Raw genomic sequence first — 21,985 nt, forward strand, 5'->3', positions numbered from 1 at the left:
GGACAGATTTTATGCTGCTTTGTGGAACTGTCAACAAAAAATAGACACAAAGTTAAGTAAATTTTATGAATTCAACTCCTCAAATTGGGCAGGAGAAAGATACCCAAGAGAGGAATGCATCCTCTTTGTGTTGTAGTATAATTCAATATATTTAAAGATTTCTTGTTGAGCTTGTTCGGGTGTTTCAAAATTAGCATCCTGAATAAGCTCTCTTTTTATTGTCCTGTAAAATGATTCCAATAATGCGTTATCATATGGATTGCCTTTCCTACTGACACTTGATATTGCTCCATGTGTACGTAGTAATGTCTGAAAGTTACCGCTGGTAAAATCGACTAAAGAAAAGGGATTACTCCCTTTTCTTTAGTCGATTACACTTCACAAGCATATTTTAACCTAACTCAAGAATATGGCATTATGGATCTATGTCAATATCTTTGTCTGCATTTTCTATGGTGCGAGATTTGGGTAAAATATGTTCAATAGAATTGCCGTTGTTTAAACGGCGCTTATTGAGCTTGACATTAAGTAAAATATAGTTGCATATTGAAATTTTATTATGTATAATAAAGAAAAGCAGACCAGACTGGTTCGGTCTGTTAGAAAGTATCAAATATCGAAAGGGGAATATGTATGAATTTAAATGCACAAGTAAATTTTGATCGTTTTGAAGCAGCTATTCAGGTGATTGATTCCCATACGGCTGGTGAATTTACACGTGTCGTAGTAGGTGGAATCCCTGAACCACAGGGGAACACGATGATTGAAAAGAAAAAATGGCTGGAAACTAACTGTGACCAGATTCGTACAGCTCTTATGCTAGAACCAAGAGGACATCATGATATGTTTGGAGCGATTCTTTGCGAACCTGTCAATCCGGAAGCAGATTTTGGTGTTATCTTTATGGACACAGGTGGATATCTGAATATGTGCGGACATGGTACTATTGGTTCTGCAACAGTAGCAGTAGAAACAGGAATCGTAGAAGTAACGGAGCCTTATACAGAAGTTGTTCTTGAAGCTCCTGCAGGTCTCATTCGTACAAAAGTTGAAGTAAAAGATGGGAAAGCAGTTTCTGTTTCACTTACCAATGTTCCAGCTTTCCTTTATAAAGAAGATTTAATTGCAGAAATTGACGGGCAGGAAATCCCATATGTAATTTCTTTTGGCGGGAGTTTCTTTGCATTGGTTGACTCAGAAAAAATAGGAATTGAAGAAATCAATGTCAAGAATGTTCCATACTTAACAAATTTGGGAATGAAGATGCTTGATAAGATTAATCGGGAAATAGAAATCCAACATCCTACTCTCGATATTACATCTGTGGATCTCGTTGAATTTTATGGCCCTACACCAAATTTAGATAAAGCTACGATGAGAAATGTCGTTGTTTTCGGTGATTCTCAGGCAGACCGCTCTCCGTGCGGAACTGGTACATCTGCGAAACTTGCTACATTGAATTCATGGGGAGAAATTGGTGTAGGTGAAGAATTTATATATGAAAGCTTTATAGGGACTTTGTTTAAAGGTGTTATCTTAAAAGAAACGGAAATAGGCGGATATAGTGCAGTAATACCACAGATTACTGGAAGTGCTTACATTACTGGTCAGTCAACATATTTAATTGATCCTACAGACCCGTTGAAATATGGATTCTATGCTGGTTAAAAGAAAAAGGAGAATAATTATGGATTTAAAACCTATTTTTAAGACACAAAGACAGACTTTTACTACAATAGATATGCATACAGTAGGAGAACCAGCAAGAGTTATTATTGGCGGAATACCTGAACTTCCAGCTGGTACGATGATGGTGAAAAAAGAATATTTCATAGAGCACTATGATTATATAAGGACCTCTCTCTGTTTTGAACCAAGAGGACATAAGGATATGCTCTGTGTTGCACTAGTTGAACCATCCAACGACAAATCAGATTTTGGTGTGCTCTTTCTGGAAAGTGGAGGAGTGGTTAATATGTGTGGACATGGTACGATCGCTGCAGTAACTGCAATTGTAGAATGTGGTTTTGTAGAAGCCACAGAACCTTATACCACCGTTACACTGGATACACCAGCAGGTATGATTATAACAAAAGTTAAAGTCGAAAATGACCATGTAATCAGCGTAGACTTAGAAAATGTACCAAGTTTTCTTTATAAGGAAAATTTAGTTACAGAAATTGAAGGATATGGAAAAATAATATATGATATTTCTTTCAGCGGAAGCTTCTGTGCAATCGTAGACGCAACACAGCTGAATATGAAACTTTTCGGGCAAAATGTAGACGCGTATACAAAACTTGGCATGAGGATGCTGGAACAAATGAATGAAGAAGTAGAAGTGAAGCATCCGTTACTTAATATTACTTCCATCGATGTCATTGATTTTTATGGGCCATCAGAAAGTGGTAATGCAGATTTGAAGAACATCGCAATATTTGGTGAATCCCAAGTAGACCGTTCTCCATGCGGAACCGGAATAAGTGCCAAAGTGGCAGAACTTCATGCAAGAAGGAAATTGGCAATTGGAGATAAATTTGTCTATGAAAGTATTGTTGAAAGCCTTTTCCATTGTGTGATAAAAAAAGAAGTCATGGTCGGAGATATTCCTGGCATTGTACCGATAATTACAGGAAGTGCGTATATGACAGGATACAATCAGTGGATGATTGATGAAAGTGATCCGTTTAAATACGGTTTTATTTTAGGAAAATAAGGCAAGAAGCGAAAGGAGCAATTATTATGCCATTTATTAAAGCAAATGTATCAACAAAAGTATCAACCGAAAAAGAAATTGAAGTAAAGGCAGCTATGGCAAAAGCAATCGGAATGATTGGGAAGAGTGAAGGCGGACTTATGGTTCAGGTTGTAGATGAATGCAAACTATATTTAGCTGGAAATCAGGATGGAGAAACTGCTTATGTGAAGGTTGAATATATGGGTACGCCGGTTGAGGAAGATGTAGAAAAGATGACAGAATGTATCTGTACGTCATTAGAGGATATCCTCGGAATTCCAGCTGCTCGCACCTATGTGACATATCAGAGTTATAATTTATGGGGATGCGATAAAAAGAACTTTTGATAAAAAGAGTTTTAATGCGGTTGAAAAGCAGTAATTGTACTATTTGAAAAATGAGCTTTCTGTGAAATAACCATAGAAAGCTTTTCAGCTATTGAAGTAATTGTTGTGATAAAAAACACAGTATCAGTGAACCTTAAAGAGAGGTGAAGAATTATGAATCAACGATATGAAGGATTCTTTAAAATTAAAAAAAGGGACAGACTTGTAAATGCTGCAATGGAGGAATTCTCTCAGAGCCAGTATGTAACATCTTCTTTGAATAATATTCTAGAAAAAGCTGGGATGTCAAAAGGCGGATATTATCATCATTTTAAAAGCAAGGATGATATGTTTCAATGTATGTGTATTTTCACACAATGCATATATCAAAAAAGGCTCTTTGAAACAATTGCTCAGGAAGGTACGGATTTGCTGAGTCGTGTGAGGCAGTACGCAATGGTACAAATACAGATTATGATAGAATACCCCTATTTCTTTAGATTTTTAAATTATATTTCTTCCTCGGAAGATATGAAAAATTTTCCAGACATTTTGGAAGAAATAAATGAACTGCATAAAAAAGTACTGAAATGTATTTTTGAGGATATAGACACTAACTTGCTAAAATATCCGGAAAAGTCAGAAGAAAGCAAGCAACTGGTTCAGTATACTCTGACTGGGTTTTCATCACTATTAAATGAGAGAGTATCCGCAGAAGAATGTATGGCGGATTTAGAAAAACTGTTGCAGTTTTTGAGGTTTTTATTGTATAAAAAGAGTTGTTAATAAAACATACTCGTAGCAAGTAGCGGAGTGTCCCCTCACTTTGTTTATATTGTTTAATGTTTAAGTTTCCTTTTTCAATCTTGTTTTAAGAAACATATTCACTCACTGCCACAAAAACTGTTACAATATGCTTGATTTTTATATCAACCGAATTCCGCTAAAAATGTATACCCCTAATTTAAAAATCCCTAGGGGTGTGCATTAATTCCAATTGAATCCAAAATTTTATGCCTTCTATTGCATATTTAGTCTTGTGTTTTCGCCAAAATCGAGTAGGAGCTGAATAATTATTTTATTCAGCGACCTCTCACACCACTGTGCGTACCGTTCGGTACACAGCGGTTCATTAAGAATTATGAATTAGTTGATATCTCTTGGAAATGCTTTTATAGTTAAGACTTTCAAGATATCTATTATTTAGAGTTGTATTAAGAATTGGGCTGTTGGATATTCTCCAGTAGCCTTTCCTTGTGTTAGCGTATTCCCAAGCTTTGTGCTCGTATACTCCAAGTTTCATGAGATTACGACCTCTGGTCTTAACCTTCTTCCATTGCTTCCAGATACATGCTCGCAACCTTCTTCTTAGTCATTCCTCCAGTTCCTTTATCCTGGCGGCAGCCTTCGCTACTCCATAATAGTTAATCCAACCTACGGTATACTCATTGAGTTTCTTTATTCTTAACTCCATACTTATACCCATATTTCGATTAGTTATCTCTCTAATCCTTAACTTAAATCTTTTATACAATTTCTCATGAATTCTTATATTCGCTCCACCTTTTCCAAAGTAGAACGAGAAACCTAGATACTTTCTTTTAGATACAAGGTCTACTGCACTTTTATTCTCGTTAACTTTAAGTTTTAGACGTCTTTCAAGTATATTTTTCATACTTTGCATTACTCTCAAACCTGCTCTTCTACTTTTCACGTACACATTTGCATCATCAGCAAATCTGCAAAATCTATGACCCCTCTTTTCAAGTTCCTTATCTACCTCATCAAGCATTATATTAGCTAGTAGTGGACTTAAAGGTCCTCCTTGTGGTGTACCTTCATCAGATTTTACTTTGATTCCATTTATCATAATTCCTGATTCAAGATAATCCCTTATTAATTTTAGAACTCTTTTATCCCTAATCTTCTTTGATAATCTATCCATTAATATATCATGATTAACTTTATCAAAGAACTTCTCCAAATCCATGTCGACTACCCATCTATATCCTTCATTGATATATTCTTTTGCTTTAAATATAGCTTGCTTAGCACTTTTATTAGGTCTAAATCCATAACTACTTTCTGAGAATGTATGGTCATAAATTTTATTAAGTTCTTGAGCTATCGCTTGCTGTATTAATCTATCAAGTACAGTAGGTATCCCAAGCAATCTTATTCCGCCGTCAGGCTTTGGTATTTCTACCCTCCTAACTGGAGATGGCTTATATCTATCTTCCAGTAACTTTTCTTTAATTTTTAGCCAGTTATCAATGATAAACGTTCGAAGTTCATCGACTCCCATACCATCAACACCATGACTTCCTTTGTTTTAAATTACTCGTTTCATAGCAATAAGCATATTTTCACGCTCTAATACTTTGTCGAGTAAGTTACTGGTATCATCTAACTCATCGTTTTCTCTTTCTCTCTTTGTAAACGCCAAATTTTCATTAAGCGCCCCTTGCTTATCTTGAAGTTCCACTTCTACCTCCACAAGGCGACCTCTATATTGAGTTGTCTGCTTTTTATTTTGATTCTCTGAGTTTATCAAAGCTGAAAACCTCCTAATGTTCAGTCCTTCCCACGCTAACGCGTTTTCACGTGGTACTATGACCTCTGCTGACTTCTTACAATTCAGCCATATATCACTACATGGGTTATTACCTAGAAATATATCTTTGGGTAATGTATTTGTAAGACCTCCCCAGGTAAGAACGCTTACTTTCACTCCATATATCTGCTACATTTACACCGCCTGTTTCGGATAGTTTAGGGTTTCGTTTTGGGTTGCAAACTCACCCACAAGCATATGCCTCATATGTAGTTTCTGTTCGTCAGACCAGAGCTTTGCCGCTGACTTCCTTCAGATTCCACCTCACGGTGGACACCCTTGTCTTAAGCTAACGGTTGGCACTATCAACCTCCGTATCGGACTTCCACCGACAAGTAAGCGCCCATGCTGGGCGCACAACTCTGAAGGCATCCTGCTCACCCTTCCGCCTTCCTCATCAACCGACATAAATAAAGGTATTTTATTTATATGATTAGTAATCTTTATATAGTTTATTAAAGCTAAAAGCTGACTCGCGTTCTTCACATTATTTCCATATAAAATGAAGCCGCCAACATGGTAATTTCTAATCAAAGACCTGACCTGATCATTAACTTCATAGCCATCGAATCCTACTATAACCATTTGACCGATTTTTTCTTCCAGTGTCATTTCACTGATCAGCTTTGCTACAGGATCATATACCGGCACGCAAAGCTTTTGCCCAATAAATATTGCATTGGGATTTGTTATCTGAGGATTCGCAGCCAATAATTCTTGAATGGTTACAGAATATTTACCGGCTATTGAAAACAGGGTATCTCCACTTTTTACCGTATAAGTAGAATACCCTGAGGGACATCCAAGAGGTACGCATATATGTTGCCCAACCGAAAGATAATTGGGATTGATTCCCGGATTTGCTTCCAGGATACTTGCAAGGCTCACATAATGTGCTAGAGCAATTTTATATAACGTGTCTCCTGATTTAATAATATAGGAATATTGGTTTTGTGAACACTGCCTGTTGAGATGATACAGCATAAAATTTTCACTACTTTCACATGTGTTTCTATGCTATATTATGTTCTCTATGAAGGAACTGTTACGTATAGCAAATATTATTTTCCCAATATTATTCAGAACTTATATGAACCTATTGAAATTATACCGAATTTTACACCCCTGGGGTACTTGCGAGGGAGAATTCCTGAGCTTGCTAATAATAAGTTATTCATTTATTCATTTATTGTAATTAGGTATTCTAATAAGAAAATTGTTCGTCAATTTTCTTTAACTAATCGACGAACAACTTCTAGCTGCCCATTATTAAATTTCGCTTATCTACCAAGTTCAATTATATTTGCAATAAGTACCTTACATCTTCCACAACCTTCTCCCGTACCTGCTCCTGTAATTTCACCAACTTTTTCTACAGTATTAGCACCGTTTTTAACAGCATCAACTACAGTTTTAAGTGAAACACCCTTGCATCCACAAACAGAAGAAAGAATTTGCTCAAGCTCACTTTTGCACCCTTCACAAATAGTACAAACACCTGTCTTTTCAACTAATTCTTCTACTGTTCTTACGCCTTGACACATTGCCTTTCTAATTGTTGAGTAGTCAACATTATTTGTAGTACAAATCATTTTGTTTCCTGCCATTTTTCATATGCTCCTTTATCTTAAATTTTTTATCACTTTATCCCAATCACTTTCAGCAAGTTCATCTGCTTTTCCAGGTATATATATTCCTGCATTATTAAATAATATATCTAATTTGCCAAAGGTTTTTATTGTCTTTTCAATGAATTTTTTAACATCTTCGTCTGAAACTATCTTTAGTTTACAATAGGTAAAGGAAACAAGCTTTCAATATTTAACCCTAGTCTTTTGAAATATCACCTTTTTTTAAAAGATTACGGTAATCTGTAGGAGATATTTTAAACTTATTATAAAAAGAGGAAGATAAGTATGCTGAACTACTAAAACCACATTCTAAAGCAATTTCTGTAATAGCTTTATCTCCTTCTAATAAGAGCCTTTTTACACGTTCCAAGCGAATTTGATTAAGATAACCTATGCTAGATTGTCCGGTTTCCTTTTTAAATGTTCTCACATAGTAGGAAGGTGACATATTTGCTATTTTAGCTAAGTCTTCCACTGTTATTTTTTTATGTAAATTAGAATGCATAGCTGTTACAGCATAATTACAGAAACCCGATACAGGCATAAACATAGCCACTTTATCACTGATAAAATTATCAGTATTATTTAGCTGATCTTTTCTAATAGGTCCTAAAAGCTTTTCGATTGTTTTTAAATTCGTTAAATTTTCGCTCATAATAAATCTCCTAATATTGCCTTGGAACATGGTTTAATAATATATTCATGCATTTTATTATAAAGTATTAATATATTATGAGATTATAATTTACATCTCATAATTTTACAACTATGAATTAAATGCTTAGCAAAATAATTGTATCATACAGTGATATTATAACTCTATTTCTTCTCTTTTCTGAATAAGTGTTTAGTTTTAAAATTGTTATTTACAACAAGATGTATTTGACAAGTGTAAAATGCTAAAAAAAGCAGTTAAAAATGTAGCACTTGCCACTCTTCCTTATTTTATATTAAATTTTTAACTTTATTTATTCTTTTGCCTTGATATAGATTGTTTTAACCTAAAGCTTTCACCTGTAAAAACTATAATATGAGCATGATATGTATACTCCTCATAATTAGTTGCGTCGTATTTAATTACTGTTGTTCATCCATCGTGAATTTATCCTTATCTTTAAAGAGTTTTAGTAAAATAATAGCGTTTTCCTGTAACAGGATAGTTTTCTAATGCAAACACTTCCTTGTATCCATGCTTTTTATAAAATTCAGGTGCTTGAAAACTAAAAGTATCTAAAAATGAATACTTGCAACCACGCTCTTTCGCTGTTTTTTCTGCCTGATTTAAAATATTACTTCCAATATTATGTCCCCTTAATTCTTCACTTACCCATAGAAATTTTATAAACAACCAATTACCATGTGTATTTCCAATTAGACCAGCAATTTTTTTGCCTGTTTCATCTTGTAAATAAACGCCTAAATCCTTTGGGTTTTTGTCTTCAATTCTCGCTAAATTATATTCTAATAAACCTTGAAAAATAATATCCTCATCTTGTTCTTTAATTTCATCAGTAATCTCAATTTTCATTTTAATTCTATCCCTCCTTTGTTGACATTCAAACACAGATAAATTGCTAATTTATAATCCTTACCTTAAAATAAGAATTTATCACTCTGAAATAAGAGCACTTTTTATCTGTTACCACACGAACTACCAATGTGAAATATAGAATTAAATCATCTCCCCAATCCACAAGTGAACCAGAAATAACAACTTTATCTGAATGTAAAATATCTTTCTTCATCATTTGAAGTCGCTCTGTTTTTTCTCTTGTTTTGTGTACTTTGGATTCGTTGGCAGTCAGAGATAATCATCTGTATCCATAAAAGTATATCCAAGTTGCTCTGATATAGATCTACCTAATGTAGACGTTCCTGAACCTGATGCTCCATATATATGAATTACACTTTTATATATATTTTCCTCCGTTACAAATTACTATTTACATTGCCCAACCTTAAATTGGAACTTTATATACTATATTTATATCGACGAATAGGTCGCTCAATGCCTTGATAATTGCCCAGTCCTGCATATTCCATAACAAAACCACACTTATCCAATACTCTTTGTGATGCAATATTTTCGGCAAGACAAATTCCATAAATATTTGATATTTTAAGTCGTTTCATTATCACCGGCAAAAAAGCAATTACTGCTTCTGTTGAATATCCATTGCCCGTATATGCTTTAGAAACATGATATCCAATTTCCCATTCATTCTCTATTGGCACTGCTTGCACATATCCAATGTTTTTTCTATCTTGTAACAAAATCGGATATACAAAAGGTCCTTTATTACCTTGATAACAAGAAATAAGCCATTCTACAGTTTCACGTGCCTCATCAATCGTTTCGAATACCTCATCTGGCACAAAACGTCTATTATCATCATCTAATGAATTCAAATGTACGCTTTCTATCATACTTTCGTCTAATTCAGTTATAAGTAATCTCTCTGTTTCTATCAGCATTTTATTATTCATTTATAATCTCCTATATAAATTTACTATTTACATTTATGCCAATTATAAAAATCTTTTAGCTCTGCTTTTCGTTCCTGTGGTAAGGCTGTTTTCTTAACACCTTGAATTGCACCTTCCAGTGCTAACAATCTATGAATACACGCAGAAGCATCAATTTCTTGTATTCTCAGCCACACCTGTTCTGCACCAATATCTTTTAATTCATCATAAGTAATTATGCCTACTTTATTCAACTGCCTTTCAACTTCTTTTCCGATATTAGGTAGTTTTGATAATTCACCCATAATAAAACTTCCCTTCAAATTACTATTTATTGAGTTGTTTTACATCTTTCATAAATCGCATTGATTTACTAATACCCAACTATCGTAGATTTACGATTGATAGATAAAAAAAGAATATTGTGTCTTAATCTATTGAATATTAATAATTTCCTTAACACTTTTTAAAAATGAAAGATATATAAATAGAATAAAAAACATTGCGTAGTCCACAAATATAATTTTATTCATTTGTATTCTTTCCCCCAATATACCCGCAAGTGTCATACCTATTGGCATTAAAGCAGAAGACAGGGTATTTCTAAATGCAAATACTTTTGACCTCATATCTGAAGGTACGCAATTTTGCATGCTTGTTTGCAATAATGAACCCATTACTGATAGGCATAAACCATCAATAAAAAATAATACAGCAATAAAATAAAAATTTAAAGTCATGGAGTAAATAATCATAGTACATGAAATAATAATCCCACTCAATATAAACGCATAAAACTTATTTTCTTTTTTAATTTCAAATACAGACAGAATAGTATAACCCGCAAAGATTCCAAATGTATTTATTGCCATTGCTAATCCATATAATCCAACTCCCAGTTGATTATTTATCTTGAACCAAGGTAATGTGAGTGTCATTGACATTGAAGCAAATAAATTCAAAAAAGAAATAGTAATATAAAGATACTTGAGACCTTCTAATTTACTTATAAACTGTATGCCTGTTTTCATATCTTCAATGAAATTCATATTTTTTTGAGATGATTTAATTTGAGGTATTTTAGTGAAACATTCTGAAGTGGCTGAAAATAAAAAACTAAAACCATTGAAAACAAATAAAATTGGAGCACCAACAGTTTGAACTAGAAAACCACCAAAAGCATATCCTACCATATCATTTCCTGAACTAATTGAAGAAAGGATAGAATTAGCCTTTAGTAATTTAGATTTAGGAACTACATCAGGCACACAAGAATTTATAGCTGGATTGAAAAAACAACTGCATACTCCTGTAATTATACCAGATAGAAACACCATCCATACTTGTAATAAGCCTAGTATTGCTGTTATTCCAATAAATAGAATAGTTATACCATTAATAATATCAGTAGTAATCAATACTTTTCTTCTATCATGCCTATCAATAAAAGTTCCAGCTAATGGAGAAATAAATACTTTAGGCAACGTAATAACTGCTAAAAGTATACCCATTAATGATACAGAACCTGTTTTTGTAAGAACCCAAAATTCAAGCGCAATATTAAAAACATTATTTCCCAAAATAGATACCAATTGTCCTTGAAATAATAAAGTAAAATTGCGATTCCATAATTTATCACATAATTTTGGGTTTGCTTTACTACAGTCAACTAAATTTAATTCCTCTATTGTATCTTTAACTAGTTTGTCCATAATTCCTCCTCAATATTGTAAATTAATAAAGCATTTTGGTGTGTATTATCTAACGAATATGACTTTAATCAATACCCTTATTATACAATTTTAACCAATACAAATAAAGTAATTTTATTACAACAAAAATGGCCTGCATTCTTTGTTTAGAATGTAGGCATTAGTTGTTTTACAATATAAATTTTACACCCCTGGGGTACTTGCGAGGGAGAATTCCTGAGCTTGCTACAAGGGATACGCCTCATAGTAATTTCCATTTCAAATAAATCTTGTTTATATAATTTTACACAAAACTATGCACATTCTCTAAAAAAATAGGAAGCTATACTATCATGGTTTCCTATTTTTTTAAGCTTATATTCAGTTAATTCCTTATATGTGAATAATGTCTCCTGCACTTGCTTTTTCCAATCGATTGATTATAGAATTTCCTAAACCACTGTTATTTGGAGCTTGTATATAAATATGACTTACATTCAACTTATCACATTCTCTAAGCAAATTAAATACCTTTTGTGCAGCTATATTTAACATTTTAAAACTTCCTAAACTATATACATGTTGATATTTTTTAAAATCGTTTAAAAATTCTTCAAAACAAATTATAACAGCATTCTCATTTGCATTTTCTTTAATCCATTTAGAAGTCTTTATATAATCTCCTTCAACCAATGTTACAGGTGCATCTGGTGCATAGTGCCTATATTTCATTCCTGGAGCCTTTGGAATTTCATTTTCTTTCACACTTAATAAATTCTTTTTATATATAAGATTTGGAACTATATTACATATGTCATCCAGGCTTACTGCTCCTGGCCTTAGAAGTATTGGAGTTGGGGTAGACATATCTATAATTGTTGACTCTAATCCAATTGAGCATGGACCTCCATCTAAAATACAAGAAATTTTTCCATTCAAATCATTATAACAATGCTCAGCACTGGTAGTTGATGGTTTTCCTGATAAATTTGCAGATGGAGCTACTAATAAAGTTCCGCTTTCTTTAATTATAGCCCTTGCTATTTCACTTTTTGGGAATCTAACTGCTACAGTTTTCATTCCGGCAGTAACTGTATCTGAAATACAATCTTTCTTATTAAAAATCAAAGTTACTGATCCCGGCCAAAAAGCATCAAATACTTTCTTTGCTTCCTTGGGAATGTCTTTACATATATCGTAAACTTGTTCTAATTTATATATATGTACCAATAATGGATTATCTTGTGGCCTCCCTTTAACTTCAAATACCTTTTTTATTGCATCTTCATTAAAAGCATCTGCAGCTAACCCATAAACAGTTTCTGTTGGAATTGCAACAACTTCACCTTTTTTTAGATACTCTGCACCTTTTACAATATTTTTATAATTAACATCTAAATCCTTAACGTTTAATATTTCTGTTTCTATAGCTTTTGCCATCATTTATAAATTACCTCCTATTTCTGTAACTTATGTGCCAAGTTACCATTTACCTAATTAATCATTATACCACACGAATACATCTTAGAAAACAGCTCTATGCAAGATAATTTAAGAAATCATTACTAATAATAGTGCTGGAGTTTTTCTCAGAAAGTAGCAATTTAATGGATTCTAGTGGTATAATTAATTTTTAATTGCTGCTGTTTATAGACAGGCTTTCCTTAGATTAAAATTATAGTTCATTATGAATGGTTGTATGTAAAGTATAACTGTTTCTCTTAAATTATGGCGGTGGAATTGTGATTAGTTTATTATTAGTGAAACAGATTGCTGGACTTTTTTTAGTTATGGCCATGAGATTCGTATTAGTAAAAACACATTTATTGAAAGCAGAAGAGAGCAAAAGTCTTTCAACCGTTGCTCTTTATCTGGTAATGCCTTGCGTGATTATCAATGCCTTTCAGGTTAAATATACAGAAAGCATACGGAATGGATTGATTCTTGCTTTCGTGGCAGCAGTATTGATTCATATTGCACTATTGATTTTAGTAAAAATACTTGAAAGAATATTCCACTTGGATGCAGTTGAAAAAGCATCCATGATATATTCGCCGAAAATCTGATCATTCCAATTGTATACCAAATTTTACACCCCTGGGGTACTTGCGAGGGAGAATTCCTGATCTTGCTATTTTTATAAAACACATCATTGGTTTCAACGTATTTAGTTATTCTTTCATCTTAGAATATTAAATTAATTCTTGTTGCTTTTTTCACTATTTATTTTTCTTATTAATTACATTTAAGAGTGTCTCCAATTCTGGAATCAATTCCGGCTCAAGTTCCCCTCTTTTAACTGTTCAATTAATTCATTCACACTTGTTTTTGCCTTTACTACTTTTTCCTTTTCTTCAACAGTACGCTCTCTATTCAATCTTCGGGTTCTTTCCATCTCCTCAGCAGTAGGTATTTTAAATTTTAACTCATAATTTCTTTCTATACATTGATTTATTTCATCCTCAAGAATGCCCATTAAATCACCAACCCCGCAAATACGAACCCAAGCTCTTGACCTTGTTATAGCAGTAAACAATATGTTTCTTAACTTTGTTAGTTCCATACCTGATGCACAAAAATCACAGTCCATTATATATACCATAGGTGATTCATTTCCCTTTGCTCTATAAATATGAGAACAAGTGATACTTCCATCTTCTCTAAAGATATCTCTATTAGTATCTACACCAGCTAAAACTGAGTTGATATTTTTTTGTTTTAAATATTTCTCAAAATTCTTATAGTGCCTCTTAGCATTATATACATCTGGAAATATAACCAAAATATCATCAGGATCTAGTTCATCATTATGAATATTCTTGTATATTTCTTCAGCAACCCATAAATATTGCTCCTCTTTTACATCAAACCTTTTAAACACTACGCTTTCTTCCTTTTTAATTAGGTTATCAAAGTATTCTGGCGTTGATGAGTTTTTTCTAGATAATGTTACTGTATAATTCGGCTTTAAACTTCCACTTTTAACGGTATAACCAATCTCCTTCCAAAGATCTAAAGAATCAAACATTTGTAAAATAGGCTTATGATATAACCCAAAACCAAGGGAATGTGCTAATGATAAAGTCCAAGGTGGATTTCTATAGCATATAGGCAAAATAATATCCCTTTTCGCTTCATCTTCTTCACTCTCTAGGCTAATATTTAAACTACCAGTAGAATCAGTTCCAAACATTTCTTCCAACGAAGGCATTTCAACTTCTGATAGATTTTGCAGCTCATCATATGCCCAAATTATCCTTTTAGGTTCCTTTACATCATTAAAAACCAACCTAAAAAATGCGCTTGGCATATCCTGTGCTTCATCAATTAAAATAGCATCATACGTTGGCTTATACCCATTCTTAATATAACCTAAAAGTTCCTCACACGCTCCACCAAATGCATTTTGCCTGCCAAACTTAGTCATAGCTGCTGTTAGGTTATATGGTTTTACATTAATCTTATCGGCTATGCTAGAATATACCCCCTTTTCAGAGCTACTGCCCCAGGCATGTATTATATCAAGATTTTCCCATTCAACTGCTTCTCCGGATAGTTCTTTTACGAAATCAGTAATTAAGCTTATATATTGCTGATACAGTGATCTTGTATAATACGTAACTGCGATTTTCATTTCAGGATATTGAGTATGCAGATATGCCGCTTTTAATGCTAAGACTATAGTCTTACCCGACCCAGCCAGTCCCCTTATTCTTTGTGGTCCATCAGGTATTTCAAAGGCAGCTTTTTTTGCCATTGGTCTAAGTTTGCAATTTCTTTTTCTATGCTTTTTATAACACCACCGTATGAATTTTCCAACTTGACATTATTACGTTTTTTTCTTGGTTTTATTTCTGATACTTTTTGAAGTATTTCACATAGCTTACGATACAAAGATTTGTTAAACCCATCTAAGCCATTAATGCTATTCACTATCTCATCATTAGTAACTATACAATATTCATCACTATCAATATCAATTGGCATTGGTAATATCGTAATAACCGTAGGCGTGAATGCCAAATTCCTTCCCTTTCTAAGACTACTGTAATTTCTAAGATAAAAATCCATATGAAAATATAATGCATCTTGTTGTTCATATAGCTCTATTTTAGAATCTGTACTGTTACCAAAAATAAATGCTATCATACCTTTATTTACAGTAACTAATAATGCATCAATTGTAACGGCTGTATCCCTATTTGCTGTTAACGGATATCCCAAATATAGTGTTCCATCATCATCTTGTTCACTCATATATTTTGTAATTTGATCTATTAACTGTTTCGTCTGTTCTGGCTTTGAGACCTTACCTCTAACAATATCAAAACTCAATCTATAACCCTCCTCAAACTATTCTATAACTTATAAAATAAATTCTAATAGACTCATTAATTCATGATTTAAAATAACAGAAACTCACATATTTTACAATACCCTCATATTTATTAATAATTACTTTATTCGTTATACAATCATTTTATCATTAAACTCTCCATTACAAAATATTATAATAAGATTATTACTTTCAATATTAATCTTCGATCTTTTATTTACAGGCTACATCAATTGGTTTTTCAACATGAATATTTAAACTAAGACTATATTTCAAAAGTTTTATAGATGTTTACGCTCCAAAATGCAATAAAAAAAGTAGTTAAAACTACTTTTTTTACTCATTTTTTATCTAGTTAAAAATAACAAAAGCTACTACAATTTTTCTACAAAATCCTTTAGCCTATTTATTTCATATAAACTTAAATCAATGCTACTTAAATCTAAATTTTTTAAAGTAAAAATCAAATCTTCATTATCAATTTTAAACCTCTTTACTAATTCTAATGCAAGTTCTCTCATTAATCCTAAGGAAATTAACTCTATAGCAGTGTCATCACATGCACCTAATTCTAAAAACATCGCTATATTAGATATTTTTTCTATTAGATGTTCTCTTTTCGTTCTTATTAAATATTCTTTTAGGACTTCCTGATACGCATATATACCTTTAATTAATTTATGCCTTATATGAGAATTTAAATAATTTATTTGCTCTTGTACTTGCTTCGTTACTTTATCTTCATCATTGAAATTGTCGAATTCATGAAATAATATCTTTTTTAAAGAATCTCCTCTCATCCAGGCGAGCGAACAAAATACCAAACTTCTATAACTCTTATTATCTTCAAATGATACATCTGGATTTAACTTATATAGTATTCCATCCATTAAATAGGTATTAATTATATCTAATGCTTCAATGTATCTAGAGAAAAAATTACGTTTGAACGGATGGGGAATTAAAAAAGACTCTATGTCATCATCATAACTAATGAAAAGCTGCCAAAGTCTTTGAATATTTTGTGGTCTAATCCCTATTAACTTAATTAACAATCCCTTTATCTCATCATACCTATCCACTATTTCCTTAACATGGTTTTGTATGACTTGTGAACTAAGAACAGTGATATTTTTTTGGTTAACAATCTCATCAAAGACCAATGCAGATTCAATACTATCTATAAACTCTTTCTTTTTGCTATCATAAATATCATATTTAAAAGCATTTTCTATATCTCTTACTTGAGATTCATTTAACTCTGTAGCATATTTTAATACAATATTTTTTTCATCATATGTATTTATATTATCCCATGATGAAGTATCAACTAAAATCACATTACCATTTAAGTCAAATCCTGTTCTACCTGCCCTACCAACTAAATTCCAAAAGTCTAACTTATCAAATCTATCTTTTTTGATTTTCTTGGATTACATATATAAATATTTTGAGCCGGAATATTTATTCCTTGTAATAAGGTTGAGGTACATACAATTGTATGTATCAATCCATCACTAGCCAAACTTTCTATTCCTAATCTTATAAAGCTAGGCAATGACCCATAGTGAAAAGCCATACCTTTTTTTAGATATTTAACTAACATGTAATTTTTATGAATATATCGTTCTACAAAGTTTGCAAATTCCGTCAAACTCTCACTATCATCTTTATCTTCTTTATCTTCTAATAAAGTTCTTTCATATAATTTTTTACAAACTGACTGAGTCATTTTAGGCGTATTACAATAAATAATACTTTTTTCTCCATTATTAAACTGAAAGTATGCATTCACTATATTTTCTGGTAATGTTGACCCCTTTGTTATATCAATCTTTTCCTTAATTGTTTCATTATTTAGTTTTAACTCATATCCTCTTCCTTCTAACCTAAGTAACTTTAAAATGTTTTGTCTAACGGTATACTCTTTCGTACAATATGACTCATTCTCTTCACTATTAAATTTCTTTAATAGTTTGTTGGGGTTATCAATCATAGGAGATAAAAATATAATTCTAATATCTTTCCATATATTACGAGCATACTTTATACTATATTCTAATAATACTCCTCTACTACCATACATTATATTTTGAGCTTCATCTACTATTAATGTACCTATTTCGACATTTCTATTATTGCATAATTGATATAACCTCTCTTGAGTTAATACAAATATTCCAACTTGTTCACTTTTTATATTTCGAAGGTCTGAAGATGAAGTTATAAAATATTTATTTTCTTTCATGTGATTTCTTAAATCTTCCATAACCTGATTTATTAGAGCTCTGGTAGGAACAAGATATACTATACTCTTTTTTGTACTATTTAATTTTTCTATAACAGCCCTCATTAATATATACGATTTTCCTGCAGATGTTGGTGCAGATATACTTATATTTTTATTTGATTCAATTAACTGATATAATGAATATTGTATATTATTTAATACTACTTCTTCGTCTAATATATTTACAGTATTGCTAATAACCTCATACTTTTGTTTTAATCGTTCTAGTATAGACAGAGAATTATTTGAATGTTCAGGAAACAACTCATCTAATCTTCTTTGTGTTAAAAAATTTCTTAATTTATTCAATATAATTTTACATCCAATTATTAACTTATAATCTTCTCTTATATTAGGAATTATTGTCGCTATTTTTAAAGCACGATCCCTATTTCTATATTTAGTCGATAAAGCTAATAAATTGGCACTTTCCACCATAAATACTAGTTCATCATCTATAATATCTTTTTCTATGTCTTCCTTTAAAAATTGCTTTTTTATTTCTAAAGTATTATATTTATGAATTAGTTCATCTATTCTCTTAACTTCTTCTAATTTAAATATTACCATATTCTCACCCCTATAAATACTTATTCTTAAAATTATTATTAAATTCACTAACGTCTTTGAAAGGGATAAAGAACCAGTTTACTTCAATTTTATTTATTAATTCGTTTCCTTGAATAACCTTCAAGAACTCTTCTTCATACTCATCAACACAACTTTTTAAATATTCCATTTTTTGTTCATTGCCCAATTCAGCTCTAAATATCGTCTTGTTATTAAACCCAATAAGTATCGCAATGCTTCCTGTCATTGTTGCTTGTCCAGAATTATGAAGCATATTCTTATTTAACTTATTTTGTATTGAATAGCTTAGCGACTCAATAGCTAATTTATCCTTAATAATTATATTTTTTTTAGTATTATTTTTCTGTATATGATCCTCAATTTCTTTAATACAATTCTTGAATAAATCAATTATAGAGTTATCTAAATAACCGTTACCTATAATAATACTTATATCCTCGCTGTTATTATTTATATATATATCCCTTGGTATATTATTCTCTATATCAACAATATAACTCCCTATTCGTGGACATCCTAATTCTCCCTCTATTAGTATCCATAGTAACATATGTACCAATTGCGATTCATTTTTAATAAGATTGATTATATGTAGCTTTTTGCTTTCAATTTTATCCTCTATTTCCCTTCTTTTCATTCTGTCTCTAGCTTTTCCATACTGCTCATCTAAAATCAGCTCTACACCATACTCGTGAATGTAGGATTTTAAAATAGTTGCTAAGTGCACTATAGAAATTTCATTATCAGAAAATACATGATATTTGAATGTATTTCTTTTTTTACCGCTGTAGCTATCTGAAAAAGTTCTTTACAATCGTTTGATAAGCATTTCAGTCGCTCCTTCAGCAATGGGTGGTATCCCACATCTATAGATTCCAATATTTCTGGTTTGCTTACTTGAAGTTTATCCGTTATAGATTCCATGCTTACAATTTCTAATCTAGTTTTTATATTTCCACCTTTTTCCTGCTCAAGTGCTATTCCCGCTATTTCCTCTTCAATTATAATAGGAGAACCTGATGCTCCAGTCCATTCACCACCTTCCTCTTGATTATTTATATACACTTCATGTCTATTATTATCTCTTTTTTCAGTAACATATCCATTAAAGCCCACCCCATCTATACTACTTGATGGATAACCAAAGGATTCCCATTCATCTTTTTTTTCAATAATATATTTTGATATTCTGTAATTATCACTTTCTATGCTATTCTCAAGTTCTAATATACCGAAATCATTTTCCTCGTCTTCATAAATCAATTTTCCAAATGATCTCTGATTTTTATAACTAAATACGCATTCTACTTTTTTCTCTATTTTTTTCGTCACCTTATCTTCTAGAATATGCCTAGCTGTAAAAACATATTTTTCACTTACTAAAAAACAAGTTCCAAGGGGTCTATCTTTACTATAAACTCTTCCAACTATATTTTTAACCATTATAATCTCCTATAAATCTATTTCCAGTATATCTTTATCATTAATTTTCTCATTTTTATATTCTATGTAACTCGACACGTTCTTCCCTAATACTTTTAAAGTGTCAATAACCTTCTCTGGCTTATAATTAAAATGTATTTTTTTATTACTGTTTCCCAAAAAAATTATTTTTGATATGGTTTCAACATCTGGGTGTTTAAACTTTTTTCCATTGGTTGAAACAAGATACTTTTCACAATTCATCATTTTTATCATTTCTTTTGATAAGTTATTTTTACTTCCGTGATGTGAAATTTTTACAAGTTTAAAATTGTTACAATTATTTTTTATATACCGTTCCATTTGTTCTTCCATATCTATAGGACTACTATCTCCTAAAAATAGCAATCTTTTACCTTTAAACTCAATAACTACAGCTATTGAAGACCTATTAACAATATCAGTATCATAATCGCAGTATTCAACCATATCACTAATACTGTCTAATGAACACTTGCTTTTTTCCACTTTTTTACAAACACTTCTTATTGCGACAAAATATTTTTCAAAAGCTTTAGCTACTTTAATATTTTTTACTTTAACTTCTCCATTAATATAATCCAGTAGGTAATCTTGCCACTCCTTGAATATATCGTCCAATATGCTCTTTCTAGGACCTAATACTGTAACTGCAACATCATTGATTTTAATCGTTCTAAGGTTATCTTCACCTACATATATACTCCCTCGATCGAATGTTTTATTCCATTTATTGTATAATTCATCTTTAGTCAAATACTCTGCAACACAAACAGCACTGTTGTGTCCAATTTTTTCCTTTACAGGGATTGTCGAATCATTTTTGTATTCAACTTGTGATAATGAACTAATAAACTCTTCCGCGTCTTTGGGAATATCTTCTTCTAAATAGTCACCTTCTAAAATTTTTAGATAGTCATTATACCATACTTCCCCAACATCAATTTTTTTTTCTAATAAATACTTTAATACATCTCTCGCACCATTTATATGGTCATTATCTATATGAGTTAAAATAATTAAATCTAGTTTCTGATTATTTTTTTTAATTTCCTTTAGTTCTTCTATAATGAACTCTGTTGTGGATACGTACCCACAATCTATTAAAATGTTGGTAGTAACATCCCCTTGTAATTTAATGAAAAAACTTTCTCCGTTTGAAGATGGAAATGATTTAACTTTTATATCCATAATTTTTGCCCCTATAATATTTAAACTTAATTTACTTATTAGTAACATTTTAATTATATAATACCATGTCGTCCAATATATTACAAAGTACTTCTTTACACATTTTTGGCGTTATTGGCAAAAACCACAAACTACTAATAGAAAAACCGCGACTATAAGTAAAATCTATTCTTTAAAACTGAAGATGATACTCTATTAGTTGATAATGCTTACTATATACTTCATTCGAAAAGAACAATATAAGCTTTTGAATAAGATATAAATTATTCTTACTTTAAGAATGGTTCAAAAAAGAAGAGAATAGCAAAATTAATTACTATACTCTAGCCGAAAAGTTGATATTTTTATTAATTATTTTCAAATATTCTTAAAGTGGTACCCAGAGATTAATCAGAGTTCTTAGGGTTTCTCAACTTTTAAAGTAAGAGTTATTTTCCATTTTAACACCCTTAGGAATATTCGAATCATAAAATTATCACATCTTTTTAATCAATTATAAGAAACGATTTTTTGCGACTGAATTATTTCTTTATAATTGTATTCAGTAAATTTTATTAATTCTTCTATATAATTTCGATAGTTTCTTATAATAATAGGATTTAATAAATATACAAGCTTAAAGAAAAAGGCTTGTTATAAAGCTAATTAGTA

The 21,985-nt window shown here is 31.4% G+C and carries 22 protein-coding genes and 3 pseudogenes; 5 read left to right on the forward strand and 20 right to left on the reverse strand.

Going from position 1 to position 21,985, the window contains the following annotated elements; translation table 11 throughout:
- Positions 1–63 precede the first annotated feature (63 nt).
- A pseudogene (locus RCG18_RS24265) lies at positions 64–330 on the reverse strand (IS3 family transposase); the annotation flags it as partial.
- 303 nt (positions 331–633) lie between these two features.
- Between RCG18_RS24265 and RCG18_RS24270 the strand changes: the two are divergent.
- The 4 genes from RCG18_RS24270 (at position 634) to RCG18_RS24285 (ending at position 3,849) form a co-directional block, all read left to right on the forward strand.
- Complete coding sequence (locus RCG18_RS24270) at positions 634–1,668, forward strand: proline racemase family protein (RefSeq protein WP_308038554.1); 1,035 nt, start codon at positions 634–636, stop codon at positions 1,666–1,668.
- Between the two features lie 19 nt (positions 1,669–1,687).
- Positions 1,688–2,716, forward strand: coding sequence for a proline racemase family protein (locus RCG18_RS24275; RefSeq protein ID WP_308038555.1), 1,029 nt, complete (start codon positions 1,688–1,690; stop codon positions 2,714–2,716).
- 26 nt (positions 2,717–2,742) lie between these two features.
- Entirely contained in the window at positions 2,743–3,084 is a 342-nt protein-coding gene (locus tag RCG18_RS24280; RefSeq protein ID WP_308038556.1) for a phenylpyruvate tautomerase MIF-related protein, read from the forward strand.
- Positions 3,085–3,237: 153 nt separating this feature from the next.
- A complete protein-coding gene (locus tag RCG18_RS24285) occupies positions 3,238–3,849 on the forward strand; it encodes a TetR/AcrR family transcriptional regulator (RefSeq protein ID WP_308038557.1) in 612 nt (203 codons plus the stop codon).
- A 346-nt stretch (positions 3,850–4,195) separates the two neighbouring features.
- Here the strand turns inward: RCG18_RS24285 and ltrA are convergent.
- The 12 genes and pseudogenes from ltrA to RCG18_RS24340 all read right to left on the reverse strand — a co-directional run bounded on the left by ltrA (position 4,196) and on the right by RCG18_RS24340 (position 12,908).
- Positions 4,196–5,617, reverse strand: a pseudogene (gene ltrA, locus RCG18_RS24290) (group II intron reverse transcriptase/maturase).
- Between the two features lie 324 nt (positions 5,618–5,941).
- The gene (locus RCG18_RS24295) at positions 5,942–6,661 is read right to left on the reverse strand and encodes a LysM peptidoglycan-binding domain-containing protein (RefSeq protein ID WP_308038558.1); all 720 of its coding nucleotides are present in this window, start codon (positions 6,659–6,661) and stop codon (positions 5,942–5,944) included.
- A 296-nt stretch (positions 6,662–6,957) separates the two neighbouring features.
- Positions 6,958–7,284: a (2Fe-2S)-binding protein gene (locus tag RCG18_RS24300; protein WP_308038559.1), complete on the reverse strand. Its 327-nt coding sequence runs from the start codon at positions 7,282–7,284 to the stop codon at positions 6,958–6,960.
- Positions 7,285–7,299: 15 nt separating this feature from the next.
- Positions 7,300–7,467, reverse strand: a pseudogene (locus RCG18_RS24305) (SDR family NAD(P)-dependent oxidoreductase); the annotation flags it as partial.
- A gap of 37 nt (positions 7,468–7,504) precedes the next feature.
- Positions 7,505–7,963 carry an AraC family transcriptional regulator gene (locus RCG18_RS24310; protein WP_308038560.1) on the reverse strand — a complete coding sequence of 153 codons (459 nt, stop codon included), beginning with the start codon at positions 7,961–7,963 and terminating at the stop codon, positions 7,505–7,507.
- 459 nt (positions 7,964–8,422) lie between these two features.
- Positions 8,423–8,836, reverse strand: a complete 414-nt coding sequence (locus RCG18_RS24315; protein WP_308038561.1) for a GNAT family N-acetyltransferase — start codon at positions 8,834–8,836, stop codon at positions 8,423–8,425.
- Positions 8,837–8,882: 46 nt separating this feature from the next.
- Positions 8,883–9,056, reverse strand: a complete 174-nt coding sequence (locus RCG18_RS24320; RefSeq protein ID WP_308038562.1) for a hypothetical protein — start codon at positions 9,054–9,056, stop codon at positions 8,883–8,885.
- A 53-nt stretch (positions 9,057–9,109) separates the two neighbouring features.
- Positions 9,110–9,226 carry a shikimate kinase gene (locus RCG18_RS29195; RefSeq protein ID WP_374119168.1) on the reverse strand — a complete coding sequence of 39 codons (117 nt, stop codon included), beginning with the start codon at positions 9,224–9,226 and terminating at the stop codon, positions 9,110–9,112.
- Positions 9,227–9,279: 53 nt separating this feature from the next.
- Complete coding sequence (locus tag RCG18_RS24325; protein ID WP_308038563.1) at positions 9,280–9,795, reverse strand: GNAT family N-acetyltransferase; 516 nt, start codon at positions 9,793–9,795, stop codon at positions 9,280–9,282.
- Positions 9,796–9,818: 23 nt separating this feature from the next.
- A complete protein-coding gene (locus RCG18_RS24330; protein WP_308038564.1) occupies positions 9,819–10,079 on the reverse strand; it encodes a TfoX/Sxy family protein in 261 nt (86 codons plus the stop codon).
- A 129-nt stretch (positions 10,080–10,208) separates the two neighbouring features.
- Complete coding sequence (locus RCG18_RS24335) at positions 10,209–11,486, reverse strand: MFS transporter (RefSeq protein ID WP_308038565.1); 1,278 nt, start codon at positions 11,484–11,486, stop codon at positions 10,209–10,211.
- Positions 11,487–11,858: 372 nt separating this feature from the next.
- Positions 11,859–12,908, reverse strand: a complete 1,050-nt coding sequence (locus RCG18_RS24340) for an L-threonylcarbamoyladenylate synthase (RefSeq protein WP_308038566.1) — start codon at positions 12,906–12,908, stop codon at positions 11,859–11,861.
- A gap of 353 nt (positions 12,909–13,261) precedes the next feature.
- On the opposite strand from RCG18_RS24340, the gene RCG18_RS24345 reads away from it, so the two are divergent.
- Positions 13,262–13,531 (forward strand): AEC family transporter, encoded by a 270-nt coding sequence (locus RCG18_RS24345; RefSeq protein WP_308038567.1) that lies wholly within the window; start codon positions 13,262–13,264, stop codon positions 13,529–13,531.
- A gap of 203 nt (positions 13,532–13,734) precedes the next feature.
- On the opposite strand, the gene RCG18_RS24350 is transcribed toward RCG18_RS24345, so the two are convergent.
- From RCG18_RS24350 to RCG18_RS24380, 7 genes are all read right to left on the reverse strand, one after another.
- Positions 13,735–15,222: an ATP-binding domain-containing protein gene (locus RCG18_RS24350; protein ID WP_308038568.1), complete on the reverse strand. Its 1,488-nt coding sequence runs from the start codon at positions 15,220–15,222 to the stop codon at positions 13,735–13,737.
- Positions 15,174–15,800 (reverse strand): hypothetical protein, encoded by a 627-nt coding sequence (locus RCG18_RS24355; protein WP_308038569.1) that lies wholly within the window; start codon positions 15,798–15,800, stop codon positions 15,174–15,176. The genes RCG18_RS24350 and RCG18_RS24355 overlap by 49 nt, the downstream gene beginning before the upstream one ends.
- A 375-nt stretch (positions 15,801–16,175) precedes the next feature.
- A complete protein-coding gene (locus RCG18_RS24360; protein ID WP_308038570.1) occupies positions 16,176–17,141 on the reverse strand; it encodes a hypothetical protein in 966 nt (321 codons plus the stop codon).
- Between the two features lie 56 nt (positions 17,142–17,197).
- Positions 17,198–18,661 carry a DEAD/DEAH box helicase gene (locus RCG18_RS24365; RefSeq protein ID WP_308038571.1) on the reverse strand — a complete coding sequence of 488 codons (1,464 nt, stop codon included), beginning with the start codon at positions 18,659–18,661 and terminating at the stop codon, positions 17,198–17,200.
- A 10-nt stretch (positions 18,662–18,671) separates the two neighbouring features.
- A complete protein-coding gene (locus RCG18_RS24370; RefSeq protein ID WP_308038572.1) occupies positions 18,672–19,409 on the reverse strand; it encodes a Hachiman antiphage defense system protein HamA in 738 nt (245 codons plus the stop codon).
- A complete protein-coding gene (locus RCG18_RS24375) occupies positions 19,409–20,125 on the reverse strand; it encodes a trypsin-like peptidase domain-containing protein (protein WP_308038573.1) in 717 nt (238 codons plus the stop codon). The genes RCG18_RS24370 and RCG18_RS24375 overlap by 1 nt, the downstream gene beginning before the upstream one ends.
- A 9-nt stretch (positions 20,126–20,134) precedes the next feature.
- Positions 20,135–21,334: an MBL fold metallo-hydrolase gene (locus RCG18_RS24380; protein WP_308038574.1), complete on the reverse strand. Its 1,200-nt coding sequence runs from the start codon at positions 21,332–21,334 to the stop codon at positions 20,135–20,137.
- Between the last annotated feature and the right edge of the window lie 651 nt (positions 21,335–21,985).

The organism is Clostridium sp. OS1-26 (assembly GCF_030915445.1).
GTDB lineage: Bacteria > Bacillota > Clostridia > Clostridiales > Clostridiaceae > Clostridium_AM.

Coding starts and splice junctions, on each gene's coding strand:
- RCG18_RS24270 (WP_308038554.1), top strand. CDS start 634: ATGAATTTAAATGCACAAGTAAATTTTGATCGTTTTGAAGCAGCTATT.
- RCG18_RS24275 (WP_308038555.1), top strand. CDS start 1,688: ATGGATTTAAAACCTATTTTTAAGACACAAAGACAGACTTTTACTACA.
- RCG18_RS24280 (WP_308038556.1), top strand. CDS start 2,743: ATGCCATTTATTAAAGCAAATGTATCAACAAAAGTATCAACCGAAAAA.
- RCG18_RS24285 (WP_308038557.1), top strand. CDS start 3,238: ATGAATCAACGATATGAAGGATTCTTTAAAATTAAAAAAAGGGACAGA.
- RCG18_RS24295 (WP_308038558.1), bottom strand. CDS start 6,661: ATGCTGTATCATCTCAACAGGCAGTGTTCACAAAACCAATATTCCTAT.
- RCG18_RS24300 (WP_308038559.1), bottom strand. CDS start 7,284: ATGGCAGGAAACAAAATGATTTGTACTACAAATAATGTTGACTACTCA.
- RCG18_RS24310 (WP_308038560.1), bottom strand. CDS start 7,963: ATGAGCGAAAATTTAACGAATTTAAAAACAATCGAAAAGCTTTTAGGA.
- RCG18_RS24315 (WP_308038561.1), bottom strand. CDS start 8,836: ATGAAAATTGAGATTACTGATGAAATTAAAGAACAAGATGAGGATATT.
- RCG18_RS24320 (WP_308038562.1), bottom strand. CDS start 9,056: ATGATGAAGAAAGATATTTTACATTCAGATAAAGTTGTTATTTCTGGT.
- RCG18_RS24325 (WP_308038563.1), bottom strand. CDS start 9,795: ATGAATAATAAAATGCTGATAGAAACAGAGAGATTACTTATAACTGAA.
- RCG18_RS24330 (WP_308038564.1), bottom strand. CDS start 10,079: ATGGGTGAATTATCAAAACTACCTAATATCGGAAAAGAAGTTGAAAGG.
- RCG18_RS24335 (WP_308038565.1), bottom strand. CDS start 11,486: ATGGACAAACTAGTTAAAGATACAATAGAGGAATTAAATTTAGTTGAC.
- RCG18_RS24340 (WP_308038566.1), bottom strand. CDS start 12,908: ATGATGGCAAAAGCTATAGAAACAGAAATATTAAACGTTAAGGATTTA.
- RCG18_RS24345 (WP_308038567.1), top strand. CDS start 13,262: ATGAGATTCGTATTAGTAAAAACACATTTATTGAAAGCAGAAGAGAGC.
- RCG18_RS24350 (WP_308038568.1), bottom strand. CDS start 15,222: ATGGCAAAAAAAGCTGCCTTTGAAATACCTGATGGACCACAAAGAATA.
- RCG18_RS24365 (WP_308038571.1), bottom strand. CDS start 18,661: ATGGTAATATTTAAATTAGAAGAAGTTAAGAGAATAGATGAACTAATT.
- RCG18_RS24375 (WP_308038573.1), bottom strand. CDS start 20,125: ATGGTTAAAAATATAGTTGGAAGAGTTTATAGTAAAGATAGACCCCTT.
- RCG18_RS24380 (WP_308038574.1), bottom strand. CDS start 21,334: ATGGATATAAAAGTTAAATCATTTCCATCTTCAAACGGAGAAAGTTTT.